The sequence below is a fragment of the Metapseudomonas boanensis genome (genome assembly GCF_042232855.1).
Taxonomy (GTDB): Bacteria; Pseudomonadota; Gammaproteobacteria; order Pseudomonadales; family Pseudomonadaceae; genus Metapseudomonas; species Metapseudomonas boanensis.
Genome location: NZ_CP113889.1, coordinates 1,296,513 through 1,310,474 on the forward strand (window position 1 = coordinate 1,296,513; position 13,962 = coordinate 1,310,474).

Here is a 13,962-nt window from a genome sequence, read left to right on the forward strand (position 1 = left end):
GCCCCCGCCGGCCACGTGGATACCCAGCGCCCAATGAAAAGCCATCCCGATGCCGCCAGCCGTGCGGTGGCCGAGGTAGTGACGCAGTTGCCAGTGCCCTCCCGACTGGGCCTGATGCGTTTCGAGCGGCTCAATGAAGCGAGCTGGGCACTGCTTTTCCTCGATCCCGCCTGCGAACGCAGCATCGGACTTCCCGCCAGCGAACTCTGCGGCTTCCTCGATGCGCCCTTCGCCAGCCTGATGGAGCCTCAGGCTCGCTACAGCCTGCATGACGAAGTCCAGCGGCAGTTGGCCGAACACCGGCACTATTCCATTCATTACACCTTACACAGTCCGAACGGACCGTTGCGTCTGCTGGAAATTGGGGAAGCCTTCCAGCAACACGGGCGCCAGTTGCTGCACGGTTACCTGGTCATTCCCGGGGGCATCGATGCCCCCCGGTCACCGCAGAAAGATCTCGACCTCGAAGCACAGAATTCGCATCTGCGTAGTTCACTGGCGCGCTATCAACGCGCCCAGGAAGACCATGTGCAGCATCTGGTCCGCTCGCAGGCCCAGCAAAGTCTCATCGTTCGTCTGGCCCGCCATCGCTACACGTCCAGCGACCCGGCCCAGGAAGCCGCGCGCCTCATCTCCCAGGCCGCCTCGGAGGCCTACGACGTAGCTCGCAGCGGGATCTGGCTACTGGAAGGCAGCCAGCTCTCGGCGATCAGCCTCTATCGCCGTGACCAGGCGCACTTCGAGCAACCGTTGTCCGTTGATATCAGCCTCTACCCCAGCTACCTCGAAGCCCTGCACAGTGGCCGCGCCATTGATGCGAGCGATGCCCTGAGCGACCCCCGAACCCGCGAACTTGCCGATACTTACCTGAAACCGGAAGGCGTCTCGGCGATGCTCGATGCCAGCATTCGTATAGGCGGTGAGGTGGTCGGCGTACTGTGCCTGGAGCACACCGGAGCCTCGCGGGTCTGGCAGACCGATGAAATCGCCTTCGCGGGCGAGCTGGCCGACCAGTTCGCCCAAGTGCTGGTGAACCAGCAGCGGCGTCATGCCACCAGTGCCCTGCACCTGTTCCAGCGCGCGGTCGAACAAAGCGCCAGCGCCTTCCTGCTGGTGGATCGCGACGGCCTGGTGGAGTACGTCAACCCGAGTTTCACCGCCATCACCCAATACAGCGCCGAAGAAGTCCACGGCCGCCGGCTGTCCGAGCTACCAGCCCTGGAGAACTTCAGCGACCTGCTCTTCGATACGGGTTCGGGCTTGGCAGCCTGCAACAGTTGGCAAGGAGAGTTCCGAAGTCGGCGCAAGAATCTCGAGCCTTACTGGGGCCAGCTGTCGATCTCCAAGGTATTCGGCGAGGGCGGCGAGCTGACTCACTACATCGGCATTTACGAAGACGTCACCCAAAGCAAACTGGCCCAGCAGCGCATCGAGAAGCTGGCCTATTCGGACAACCTCACTGGCCTTGGCAATCGCCCGTATTTCATCCGTACGCTCGAGGAGCGCTTCCAGAGCGACCGCGAAACGCCCCTCTGCCTGCTGCTGGTGGACATCGACAACTTCAAGCGGATCAACGATAGCCTCGGTCACCAGACTGGCGACAAACTGCTGGTGAGCCTGGCCCGGCGCCTGCGCAACAGCCTTAGCCCTTCGGGCGTGCTCGCCCGCTTTGCCAGTAACGAGTTCGCCGTGCTGCTGGACGGCGCCGACCTGGAAAGCGGCCAGCAGATAGCCGGTCAGATCCTCAAGACCCTGGACAAGCCACTGTTCGTCGATAACCAGCTGATCAGCGTCACCGGCTCGCTTGGGCTGGCCTGCGCTCCCGTACATGGGCGCGACCCGCAAACACTGATGAAGCACGCCGGTCTTGCCCTGCACAAGGCCAAGGCCAACGGCAAGCATCAGGTGCAGCTGTTCACCGAAGTCCTGAATGCCGAGGCAAGCTACAAGCTGTTCGTGGAGAACAACCTGCGCCGCGCCCTGGCCCAGAACGAACTGGAAGTGTTCTACCAGCCCAAGCTGTGCCTGAAGACCGCAAAGCTCCTGGGCATGGAGGCGTTGCTGCGCTGGCATCATCCAGAGAAAGGCATGATCAGCCCCGACCAGTTCATCAGCGTGGCCGAAGAAACCGGAATGATCATTCCCATTGGAAAATGGGTGATCCGAGAAGCCTGCCGCATGAGCCACCGCCTCCAGTCCGCCGGGCTCGGGCAGTTACAGGTCGCGATCAACCTGTCCCCAAAGCAGTTCAGCGACCCCGACCTGGTCGGCTCGATCGCTGCCATTCTGGACGAAGAGCAACTGCCGCCCGCACAGCTCGAGCTTGAGCTGACCGAAGGGTTGCTGCTGGAGGCTACTGACGATACCCGGCACCAGCTCAACTGCCTGAAAGATCTCGGCGTCACCCTCGCCATGGACGATTTCGGCACCGGCTATTCGTCGCTGAGTTACTTGAAGAAATTCCCCATCGACGTGATCAAGATCGACCGCAGTTTCATCAAGGACATTCCCGAGAACCAGGACGACAAGGAAATCACCTCCGCCGTGATCGCCATGGCGCACAAGCTTAAGCTCAAGGTGGTCGCGGAAGGGATCGAGACGCCGGCGCAATTGGGCTTCCTGCGGCGCCAGCAATGCGACGTCGGCCAAGGTTACCTGTTCGACAAGCCGATTGCCGGTCAGCAGCTGCTGGAATACCTTGGCCGTTATCCGTCACGCGCCGGGGCCTGAGTCGCGGTAACATCCTGGTCACTGTGGTTTCCCCCCCGGATCCCCCAACCAGGAGAAAGCTGATGGTCCTGCGTTCGCAAATTCTCACTCACAAACTCGAGCTACCTACGGAAGCACAAGCCCTGCCCGGGCGCGAGACTCCCATGCCGGTGCCCGACAGCCACTACGTCAACGGTCGCCCCCTGCAACCGCCCTTCCCGCAGGGCCTGCAAATGGCGCAGTTCGGTCTGGGCTGTTTCTGGGGAGCCGAGCGGCGCTTCTGGCAGCAGCCTGGCGTCTGGACGACGGCCGTTGGCTACGCCGGCGGTTTTACGCCTAATCCGACCTATGACGAGGTTTGCTCGGGGCTGACCGGACACGCGGAAGTGGTGCTGGTGGTGTTCGACCCGCAGCAGATCCGCTACGAAGACTTGCTGCGGGTGTTCTGGGAAGCGCACAACCCGACTCAGGGCATGCGTCAGGGCAACGACGTCGGAACCCAGTACCGATCGACCCTTTACTGCTACAGCCCCGAGCAACTGGCAGCTGCGCGCGCCAGCCAGGAACGCTTCCAGGCGGAGCTGGAAAAGGCCGGGCTGGGTGCCATTACCACCGAGATCATCGAAGCCCCCACCTTCTACTACGCCGAGGCCTATCACCAGCAGTACCTGGCAAAGAATCCCAGTGGGTATTGCGGCCTGGGCGGCACCGGCGTCTGCCTGCCTGCCTGAGAAAGGCTGGATAGCTGGTGGCCGACGATGGGCGCAGCCCGTCGCTTTCTACGGTTTTGCTTCCTCGATCAACCAGTCGAGCTGCCAGCGCCCCTGGCTTTGCGCCAGGCGCTCGGCCAGCCAGGGCAGGACCTGACGTAGCTCATCCTCCAGGCCCCATGGTGGGTTGGCGATCGCCAGCCCTGAGCCATTGAGCCCAATTGCGTTGTCTGCCGGATGCACCATCAGTTCGGCGCGCAGCAGCTTGGGCGCCCCGCTTGTTTCAAGCCCTTGATAGAAACGCTTGAGCTGACGCTGATCCTTGATCGGATACCAGATGGCCACCACTGTCTGGCGCATGCGCCCGACGGCCTCCTTGAGTGCCGTCACGCAGCGGCCCAGCTCATCGGCCTGCTCGAAGGGCGGGTCGATCAGCATCAACGCGCGCTTCTCCGCCACCGGCAACCGCGCACGTGGCATGTGCCAGCCTTCGCCCAGTTGCACGGCCACCCGACGATCGCCGGCCATGTTGTCCTTGAGCAGCAGGCCATCCTCCGGGTGCTTTTCGTTCAGTTGCAGGCGGTCCTGGGGACGGGTCAGGCGACGCGCCAGCTCCGGTGAGCCGGGGTAGTAGCGCAGCTGGCCATCCGGGTTCAGCTCATGGATCACCCGCAGATAATCGGCCATGGGGGCCGGCAGGTCGGCCAGGCCCCAGAGGCGGCCGATGCCTTCGCGCCATTCGTCGGTACGACTGGCCTGGTCACCTTGCAGGTCGTACAGGCCCACGCCCGCGTGGCTGTCGAGGTAGGCGAAAGGTGCCTCCTTGCGCGACAGCAGGGCAATCAGGCGGGCCAGGGTGAAGTGTTTGAACACGTCGGCATGATTGCCGGCGTGGAAGGCATGGCGGTAATTCATTGGGTCAGGTCCTCGCAAGGTACGCAGTTTACCAGCCGGAGCTGGTTTGATGACGGCGAGGTTTTGCTGCTTTATCACGCCAATGGATGTTGCTAGGAGACCTTCATTCATCGATCTAGACTCCAAACATCCAACCGGAGAGCCTCCATGTCCGAGACCCTGCTTAGTTCCCGTAACCTGGCCTTCGAGCTCTATGAAGTGCTGGACGCCGAAGCCCTGACCCAGCGGGAGCGCTTTGCCGAGCACTCTCGCGAGACCTTCGACGCCGCCATCGGCACGGCTCGCGGCATCGCCGAGGAACTCTTCGCGCCGCACAACCGCAAGAACGACGAGAACGAGCCGCAGTACGTCGACGGTAGCGCCGTGCTGATCCCCGAAGTCAAACCGGCACTGGAAGCTTTCATCGAAGCCGGCTTCCTCAATGCCACCCGCGATTTCGAAGTGGGCGGTATGCAGCTGCCCAACCTGCTGTCCCAAGCCTGTTTCGCGCATTTCCAGTCGGCCAACATCGCCACCAGCTCCTACGCCATGCTGACCATGGGCGCCAGCAACCTGATCGAGAGCTTTGGCAATTCCGAGCAGAAGCAGCGCTTCCTCACCCCCATGATCGAAGGCCGCTTCTACGGCACCATGGCGCTCACCGAGCCGCACGCCGGCTCCTCGCTGTCGGACATCCGCACCCGCGCCGAACCGGCCGCCGATGGCACCTACCGCATCAAGGGCAACAAGATCTTCATTTCCGGCGGCGACCAGCCGATCTCCGAGAACATCGTGCATATGGTGCTGGCCAAGCTTCCGGACGCCCCGCCAGGGGTCAAGGGTATCAGCCTGTTCATCGTGCCCAAGTTCCTGGTCAACGAGGATGGCAGCCTTGGCAAGCGCAACGACGTGGTCCTGGCCGGCCTGTTCCATAAGATGGGCTGGCGTGGCACCACCTCCACCGCGCTGAACTTCGGCGACAACGGTGAGTGCGTCGGCTACCTGGTGGGTAAGCCCCACGCCGGCCTCTCCTACATGTTCCAGATGATGAATGAAGCGCGTATAGGCGTTGGCATGGGCGCGATCATGTTGGGTTACGCCGGCTATCTCTACTCACTGGAATACGCCCGCCAGCGCCCGCAAGGTCGCCATCCGGACGGCAAGAACCCAACTTCCGCCCAGGTGCCGATCGTCGAGCACGCCGATGTGCGACGTATGCTGCTGACCCAGAAAGCCTATGTGGAAGGCGCTTTCGATCTCGGTCTCTATGCCGCGCGCCTGTTCGACGATACCCAGACCCTGGCCACCGCTGAAGAACGCCAACAGGCCCATGAACTGCTCGACCTGCTGACGCCGATCGTCAAATCCTGGCCCTCGGAGTTCTGCCTGAAGGCCAACGAACTGGCAATCCAGATTCTCGGTGGACACGGCTACACCCGCGAATACCCTGTGGAGCAGTACTACCGCGACAACCGCCTCAATCCGATCCATGAAGGCACCCACGGCATCCAGTCGCTGGACCTGCTGGGCCGCAAGGTGTCGCAGAACAACGGCGCCGGCCTCAAGCAGCTGACGCGTCTGATCCAGGCTTGCTGCCAGCGCGCCGCCGCCTCTGAATCGCTCGATCCGCTACGCCAGCCGCTGGAAAACCTGGTAGTGCGACTCTCCAGCGTGACCCTGGAACTGCTCGGCGACCTGATTCAAGGCAAGGTCAACCAGGCACTGGCCAATTCAGCGCTCTACCTCAAGGTCTTCGGTCATGCCGTGATCGGCTGGCGCTGGCTGGAGCAGGCAATCTGCGCCGAAGAAGGACTGGCCCGCGGTAACTCAGCGGATGCCGACTTCTACCTGGGCAAGCTGCAAGCCGCCCGCTACTTCCTGACCTGGGAAGTGCCCAGCTGCCACCACGACCTGGCCCTGCTCGTGGCCCGTGACGACACCTGCCTGACGATGCAGGACAACTGGTTCTGACCCCTTCCAGGGTTACTCATGCCCCGCGCACATGCGGGGCTTTTTTATTTCCAGTCCCGCCCCTCGCCTACCGCCTTTGAACTCCCGCATGTCTTGAACCACCCAACATTCATATTTCATCAAAAAATTTCAAACCACTCTCTTATAGCTATTTAAAACTAATGGCTGACAGGGCTTTCCTTCAGCCGAAATAGCCTTTTATCAGAACAATCCATTCGCATTAGTTGCAACTTGAAGGGCCACGAAAACCAGCTAACGTGAATTTGGCACTGCCCAGGATGGCTCGCCACCCCCCTTCTATCTTGCTCGCTTCGAGCAGCCATCTGCGGCAATTACCTTGGTCCCGGACAGTAAGGAAATTGTCACTCGTGCCTGATCAGTCTGCGCTTGATCTGGATCAGAACGCGTTCCCCGCTCGGAGCGCTCAATTGGCCAAGTTCCTACTCGAGATGGAGATTTAGATGTCAGAATCTGCTCAGAAACTAAAGCTTGGTGCTCTAGTTGCGCTCGTGGTTGGTTCCATGGTGGGAGGAGGAATATTCTCGCTACCACAGAACATGGCTGCCAGCGCCGATGTGGGCGCCATCCTGATCGGATGGGCAATCACTGCGGTCGGCATGCTCACCCTGGCCTTCGTCTTTCAGACGTTGGCCAACCGCAAGCCCGACCTCGACGGCGGGGTCTACGCCTATGCAAAGGCCGGCTTCGGCGACTACATGGGCTTCTCTTCGGCGTGGGGTTACTGGATCAGCGCCTGGATCGGCAACGTCGGCTACTTCGTGCTGTTGTTCAGCACCCTCGGCTACTTCTTCCCGATCTTTGGCGAGGGCAACACGCTCGCAGCCATCATCGGCGCCTCGATTGTGCTCTGGGGTGTGCATTTCCTGGTACTGCGCGGCATCAAGGAAGCGGCGTTCATCAACCTGATAACCACTGTCGCCAAGGTAGTGCCGCTGTTCCTGTTCATCCTCATCTGCCTGTTCGCCTTCAAGCTGGACATCTTCACCGCCGACATCTGGGGTGCAATGAACCCGGACCTGGGCAGCGTGATGAACCAGGTGCGCAACATGATGCTGGTCACTGTCTGGGTGTTCATCGGCATCGAGGGCGCAAGCATCTTTTCCGCCCGTGCTGAAAAGCGCAGCGATGTGGGCAAGGCCACTGTCTTCGGCTTCGTCATCGTGCTGCTGCTGCTGGTGCTGGTGAACGTCCTGTCGCTCGGCATCATGACCCAGCCGGAACTGGCCAAATTGCAGAACCCGTCCATGGCGGCCGTGTTGAAGCATGTCGTTGGTGACTGGGGTGCGGTGTTGATCAGCGTTGGTCTGGTGATCTCCCTGGCGGGTGCCTTGCTGTCCTGGGTACTGCTCTGCGCCGAGATCCTCTTTGCTGCGGCCAAGGACCACACCATGCCGGCCTTCCTTCGCAAGGAGAACGCCAAGCAGGTACCGGCCAACGCCCTGTGGCTGACCAACGCCATGGTGCAGTTGTTCCTGATCGTCACGCTGTTCAGCGCCGGCACCTACCTGTCGCTGATCTACCTGGCGACCTCGATGATCCTGGTGCCTTACCTCTGGTCTGCCGCCTATGCCGTGTTGCTGCCAATTCGCGGAGAGACCTACGAGCAGGACAGCAGCGAGCGCAACAAGGACCTGGCCATCGCGGCCATCGCGCTGATCTACGCCATGTGGCTGGTGTATGCCGGCGGCGTGAAGTATTTGCTGCTCTCCGCCCTGCTGTATGCCCCAGGCGCGATCCTCTTCGCCATGGCCAAACGGGAAGTTGGCCAGCCAATCTTCACCAATGTCGAGAAGCTGATCTTCGTCGCCGTGGTAATCGGCGCAGTCGTGGCGGGCTATGGCCTCTACGACGGCTTCCTGACCCTGTAACTCGTAAGGAGACCCTGCCATGTCCAAAGTCAAACTCGGCGTTCATTCCGAAGCCGGCAAATTGCATAAGGTAATGGTCTGCTCGCCGGGCCTCGCGCACATGCGCCTGACGCCCAACAACTGCGACGAGCTCCTGTTCGATGACGTGATCTGGGTCAGCCAGGCCAAGCGCGACCACTTTGATTTCGTCACAAAGATGCGCGAGCGCGGCGTCGAAGTCCTGGAAATGCACAACCTGCTCACCGACATCGTGCAGATCCCGGAAGCTTTGAAGTGGATCCTCGACCGCAAGATCACCCTGGACCAGGTTGGCCTCGGCCTGACCAACGAAGTGCGTTCCTGGCTCGAAGGCCTGGAGCCGCGCAAGGTTGCCGAATTTCTCATCGGGGGGGTCGCTGGCTCCGACCTGCCGGACAGCGAAGGCGCCAGCGTCATCAAGATGTACCGCGACTACCTGGGCCACTCCAGCTTCATCCTGCCGCCTCTGCCCAACACCCAGTTCACCCGTGACACCACCTGCTGGATCTACGGTGGCGTGACCCTCAACCCGATGTACTGGCCGGCACGACGCCAGGAGACTTTGCTGGCCTCTGCCATCTACAAGTTCCACCCGGAATTCACCAACGCCGAGTTCGAAGTCTGGTACGGCGACCCGGACACGGACCACGGCATGTCGACCCTGGAAGGTGGCGACGTGATGCCCATCGGTAACGGCGTGGTGTTGATCGGCATGGGCGAGCGCACCTCGCGCCAAGCCATCGGCCAACTGGCGCAATCGCTGTTCGCCAAGGGCGCGGCCCAGAAGATCGTCGTCGCCGGCTTGCCGAAGTCCCGCGCCGCGATGCACCTGGACACCGTGTTCACTTTCTGCGACCGCGACCTGGTCACCGTCTTCCCGGAAGTGGTCAGCGAAATCGTGCCATTCGTGCTGCGCCCGGATGAAAGCCGCCCCTACGGCATCGATATCCGTCGCGAGGAGAAGAGCTTCATCGAGGTAGTCGCCGCGTCACTCAACCTGAAGAAACTGCGCGTGGTGCAAACCGGTGGCGACGCCTTCGAGGCCGAGCGCGAGCAATGGGACGACGGCAACAACGTGGTCTGCCTGGAGCCCGGCGTAGTGGTCGGTTACGACCGCAATACCTACACCAATACCCTGCTGCGCAAGGCCGGCGTCGAGGTGGTCACCATCAGCGCCAGCGAACTCGGCCGCGGTCGTGGCGGCGGTCACTGCATGACCTGCCCGATCCTGCGCGATCCGATCGACTACTGACCTGGCCATTCACCCCCCCCTCCTCCCTCCGGGAGAGAGGTCGGGGGTGAGTGAGGCCCTGCCCCTGCGCCGAAGCATCCTTGAAGGAGAAAGAATCATGGCGTTCAACCTGCACAACCGTAACCTGCTCAGCCTGATGCACCACAGCACCCGCGAGCTGCGTTATCTGCTGGACCTGTCGCGCGACCTGAAACGTGCCAAATACACCGGCACAGAGCAGCAGCACCTCAAGCGCAAGAACATCGCACTGATCTTCGAGAAGACGTCCACCCGTACGCGCTGCGCCTTCGAGGTCGCCGCCTATGACCAGGGCGCCAACGTCACCTACATCGACCCGACGTCCTCGCAGATAGGCCACAAGGAGTCCATGAAGGACACCGCCCGCGTACTCGGACGCATGTATGACGCCATCGAGTACCGCGGCTTCAAGCAAGAGATCGTCGAAGAACTGGCCCAGTACGCCGGGGTCCCCGTGTTCAACGGCCTAACCGACGAATACCACCCGACCCAGATGCTCGCTGACGTGCTGACCATGCGCGAGCACAGCGACAAGCCACTGCACGACATCAGCTACGCCTACCTTGGCGATGCCCGCAACAACATGGGCAACTCCTTGCTGTTGATTGGAGCCAAGCTCGGCATGGATGTGCGCATCGCCGCGCCGAAGGCGCTGTGGCCGGAGGATGATTTCGTCGCCCAGTGCAAGAAATTCGCCGAAGAGAGCGGCGCACGCCTCACCCTCACCGAAGATGCAAAGGCCGCAGTCAAAGGCGTCGACTTCATTCACACCGACGTATGGGTCTCCATGGGCGAGCCCGTGGAAGCCTGGGGCGAGCGCATCAAGGTATTGCTGCCCTATCAAGTGAACATGGAGCTGATGAAGGCCGCCGGCAACCCGCGAGTGAAGTTCATGCACTGCCTGCCCGCCTTCCATAACAGCGAGACCAAGGTTGGCAAACAGATCGCCGAGCAGTATCCGAACCTGAAGAACGGTATCGAGGTCACCGATGACGTCTTCGAGTCGCCGTATTGCATTGCCTTCGAGCAGGCGGAAAACCGCATGCACACCATCAAGGCGATCCTTGTCTCGACTCTGGCTGATATCTGACCTGAACCCTCCCCTCTCCCGGCAGGAGAGAGCCGGGGGTGAGGAACTGCATCACGCACTGCGTAGGGTGGAAAAGCCACGACGTGGTATTCCATCGCGGCCCCGCCCTGATGGAGGAAGAGCGCCATCCACCCTACGCCACTTGCCCCTGACCAAGGAGAATTGCTATGCGAATCGTCATCGCATTGGGCGGCAATGCCCTGCTACGTCGCGGCGAAGCCATGACCGCGGAAAACCAGCGCGAAAACGTACGTATCGCCTGTGAGCAAATCGCCAAGGTAGCCCCAGGCAACGAATTGGTGATCGCCCATGGCAACGGACCACAGGTGGGTCTGTTGGCCCTGCAGGGCGCCGCATACGACGCTGCCAATCCCTACCCACTGGACGTGCTGGGCGCAGAGACCGAGGGCATGATCGGCTACATGATCGAACAGGAGTTGGGCAACCTGCTGCCCTTTGAAGTACCCTTCGCGACCATCCTCACCCAGGTCGAGGTGGACCCGGCAGACCCCGCCTTCCAGAAACCAACCAAGCCCATCGGGCCGGTCTACACAAAAGAGGACGCCGAGCTCCTGGCCAAGGAGAAAGGCTGGAGCATCGCCCCTGATGGCAACAAATTCCGCCGCGTGGTGCCGAGCCCGCGACCGAAGCAGATCTTCGAGATCCGCCCGGTCAAGTGGCTGCTTGAGAAAGGCACTGTGGTGGTCTGCGCCGGCGGAGGCGGCATCCCGACCATGTACGAGAACGGCAAGCTCAAGGGTATCGAAGCGGTGATCGACAAGGACCTCTGCTCGGCCCTGCTGGCCGAGCAACTGGAGGCTGACCTGCTGGTGATCGCCACCGACGTGGACGCCGCCTACATCGACTGGGGCAAGCCAACCCAGAAAGGCATCGCCCAGGCCCACCCGGACGAATTGGAACGCCTCGGCTTCGCCGCTGGCTCCATGGGCCCGAAAGTCCAGGCCGCCTGCGAGTTTGCCATCAAGACAGGTAAAGCCGCGGTGATCGGCGCCCTGCCGGACATCGAGGCCATCGCCCGCGGTGAGGCCGGCACCCGCGTGAGCACGGCAAAACCTGGCATTACCTATCGTTGAGCCAACAACAGGGCCGCCTTGCGGCCTTTGGCAAATGAATTCGCCCCCAACAGGGTGAGCCGCTTCTTCGTGGGGGCGTATTCTTTTGCCACGCGGGTCAAAGAACCGCCCATCAACTCACCCTCAAATGACCAAAGGAGTGACTTGATAGTCACGCCCCGCGTCAGGTAGACATCCCAATACATTTGAGCTGCCACCTGGCTCATGCCACCTGGCCCGTGACACTTGTCGCTGCGAATCCGCCACTAGAGCGGCCAAACACGCACCGCAGTGCACCCAGCGGCATGAGATGGTCCATTTGAGGAGTTCCTGAGTGATGTCCCGACTACCAGTCATTGTGGGTTTTGGTGGCTACAACGCAGCAGGGCGTAGTTCGTTCCACCACGGTTTCCGCCGCACCGTGATCGAGACCCTGGAACCGCAGGCACGCCAGGAAACCCTGGCCGGCCTGGCAGTGATGATGAAACTGGTCAGCGTGGTCGATGGCCAGTACCGCTGCGCCGAGGGCCGGACTCTGTCGCCGGCCGATATCGAGGCCCGCTACGCGGCACAAATCCTCGACTCCACCCTGGTGCGCCGCGTCGAGAAGCAACACCTGGACGTCGACGCCGCCTATTGGCAGAAAAACGTCACCGCCTCCGCCATCGACGGCCAGGCCCTTTCCTTCACCACCCAGCGCAAGCAGCTGCCCGAGCCGCTCCCGGCCAACTGGTCGGTGGAGCCGCTGGAGAATGGCGAGGTCAAAGTATCCATTCACGAGCGCTGCGACTTCAGGGTCGACAGCTACCGCGAGCTGCCGGTGAAGTCCGCCGGCCAACTGCCGACCGGCTTCGAGCCGGGCGAGCTCTACAACTCGCGCTTCCATCCGCGCGGGCTGCAGATGTCCGTCGTAGCTGCCACCGATGCCATCCGCTCCATCGGCCTGCCCTGGCAAACCATCGTCAACCATGTGCAACCGGACGAGATTGCCGTGTTCTCGGGCAGCATCATGAGCCAGCTCGACGAAAACGGCTTCGGTGGCCTGATGCAGTCCCGCCTCAAGGGCGGGCGAGTTACCGCCAAGCAGCTGCCGCTGGGCCTGAACACCATGCCCGCCGACTTCATCAATGCCTACGTGCTGGGCAGCGTGGGCACAACCGGCAGCGTCACCGGCGCCTGCGCCACCTTTCTCTACAACCTGCAGAAGGGCATCGAGCTCATCACCTCAGGCCGTGCTCGCGTCGCCTTGGTGGGGAACGCCGAAGCGCCAATAACCCAGGAGTGCATCGAAGGCTATGGCGCCATGGGCGCCCTGGCCACCGAGGAAGGCCTGCGCCAGGTTGGTGGCCGTGAGGAGGTGGACTTCCGCCGTGCCAGCCGTCCGTTCGGCGAGAACTGTGGTTTCACCCTGGCCGAATCCAGCCAGTATGTGGTGCTGATGGACGATGCCCTGGCCATCGAGTTGGGCGCTGATGTTCACGGCGCGGTGACCGATGTGTTCATCAACGCCGACGGCTTCAAGAAATCCATTTCCGCTCCCGGCCCAGGCAACTACCTGACCCTGGCCAAGGCCGTGGCCAGCGCCACCCAACTGATCGGCGCGGATGGCGTGCGCCAGCGCAGCTTCGTCCACGCCCACGGCTCCAGCACCCCGGCCAACCGCGTGACCGAATCCGAACTGCTGGACCGCGTTGCCGCTGCTTTCGGCATCGAGGAGTGGCCGGTTGCCGCCGCGAAGGCCTTCGTCGGTCACTCGCTGGCCACCGCCAGCGGCGACCAGGTGATCTCCGCCCTCGGTACCTTCAAGTACGGCATCCTGCCGGGCATCAAGACCATCGACCGGGTAGCCGACGATGTGCACCGTGATCACCTCGCCCTCTTCACCCGCGACCAGGTGCTGGGCGAGCGCCAACTGGACGTCTGCTTCGTCAACTCCAAGGGCTTCGGCGGCAACAACGCGACCGGCGTGCTGATCTCCCCGCGCCTAGTCGAAAGCATGTTGCGCAAGCGCTACGGCGAGGCCACCTTCGCCGCCTATTGCGCCAAGCGCGAGGAAACCCGCGCCAACGCCCAGGAATACGACCGCCGCGCCCTGCAAGGTCAGTTCGACATCATCTACAACTTCGGTAACGACCTGATCGATGAGCAGTGCATCGAGCTCAGCAGCGACGGCATCCAGATACCTGGTTTCGCTAAGCCGCTGATGTTCAAGAAGGACGAGCGTTTCGCCGACATGCTCGATTGAGCCTCGGTCTTCCATCTCCCGCAGGGAGAGGCGACAGGCTGAAGGAATGGTGTGGGTGCGAATTCATTCGCACCCACAGGCGATCGAACTGCG

Annotated in this window: 10 protein-coding genes; 8 read left to right on the forward strand and 2 right to left on the reverse strand. The window is 62.0% G+C overall.

Annotation, left to right across the window (positions count from 1 at the left end; all coding sequences use genetic code 11):
- The first annotated feature begins 33 nt into the window (after positions 1-33).
- Together OXH74_RS05965 and msrA are read left to right on the forward strand one after the other, a co-directional pair.
- On the forward strand, positions 34-2,730 hold the full coding sequence (locus OXH74_RS05965; protein ID WP_375740464.1) for a putative bifunctional diguanylate cyclase/phosphodiesterase: 2,697 nt from the start codon (positions 34-36) through the stop codon (positions 2,728-2,730).
- Between the two features lie 62 nt (positions 2,731-2,792).
- Positions 2,793-3,440: a peptide-methionine (S)-S-oxide reductase MsrA gene (gene msrA / locus OXH74_RS05970; protein ID WP_375740465.1), complete on the forward strand. Its 648-nt coding sequence runs from the start codon at positions 2,793-2,795 to the stop codon at positions 3,438-3,440.
- Between the two features lie 48 nt (positions 3,441-3,488).
- Here msrA and OXH74_RS05975 read toward each other — a convergent pair whose 3' ends face one another.
- Positions 3,489-4,334, reverse strand: a complete 846-nt coding sequence (locus tag OXH74_RS05975; protein WP_375740466.1) for a 23S rRNA (adenine(2030)-N(6))-methyltransferase RlmJ — start codon at positions 4,332-4,334, stop codon at positions 3,489-3,491.
- A 147-nt stretch (positions 4,335-4,481) separates the two neighbouring features.
- On the opposite strand from OXH74_RS05975, the gene OXH74_RS05980 reads away from it, so the two are divergent.
- From OXH74_RS05980 to arcC, 5 genes are all read left to right on the forward strand, one after another.
- Positions 4,482-6,284, forward strand: a complete 1,803-nt coding sequence (locus OXH74_RS05980; RefSeq protein WP_375740467.1) for an acyl-CoA dehydrogenase — start codon at positions 4,482-4,484, stop codon at positions 6,282-6,284.
- Between the two features lie 461 nt (positions 6,285-6,745).
- The gene (arcD, locus tag OXH74_RS05985) at positions 6,746-8,173 is read left to right on the forward strand and encodes an arginine-ornithine antiporter (protein WP_375740468.1); all 1,428 of its coding nucleotides are present in this window, start codon (positions 6,746-6,748) and stop codon (positions 8,171-8,173) included.
- 19 nt (positions 8,174-8,192) lie between these two features.
- Positions 8,193-9,443: an arginine deiminase gene (gene arcA, locus OXH74_RS05990; RefSeq protein ID WP_375740469.1), complete on the forward strand. Its 1,251-nt coding sequence runs from the start codon at positions 8,193-8,195 to the stop codon at positions 9,441-9,443.
- A 97-nt stretch (positions 9,444-9,540) separates the two neighbouring features.
- Complete coding sequence (locus OXH74_RS05995) at positions 9,541-10,551, forward strand: ornithine carbamoyltransferase (protein WP_375740470.1); 1,011 nt, start codon at positions 9,541-9,543, stop codon at positions 10,549-10,551.
- Between the two features lie 167 nt (positions 10,552-10,718).
- On the forward strand, positions 10,719-11,645 hold the full coding sequence (arcC, locus tag OXH74_RS06000; RefSeq protein WP_375740471.1) for a carbamate kinase: 927 nt from the start codon (positions 10,719-10,721) through the stop codon (positions 11,643-11,645).
- Here the strand turns inward: arcC and OXH74_RS06005 are convergent.
- A complete protein-coding gene (locus OXH74_RS06005) occupies positions 11,636-11,851 on the reverse strand; it encodes a hypothetical protein (protein ID WP_375740472.1) in 216 nt (71 codons plus the stop codon). The two genes, arcC and OXH74_RS06005, sit on opposite strands and share 10 nt — an antisense overlap.
- Before the next feature lie 110 nt (positions 11,852-11,961).
- On the opposite strand from OXH74_RS06005, the gene OXH74_RS06010 reads away from it, so the two are divergent.
- On the forward strand, positions 11,962-13,869 hold the full coding sequence (locus OXH74_RS06010; RefSeq protein WP_375740473.1) for a beta-ketoacyl synthase: 1,908 nt from the start codon (positions 11,962-11,964) through the stop codon (positions 13,867-13,869).
- The last annotated feature ends 93 nt before the right edge of the window (positions 13,870-13,962 follow it).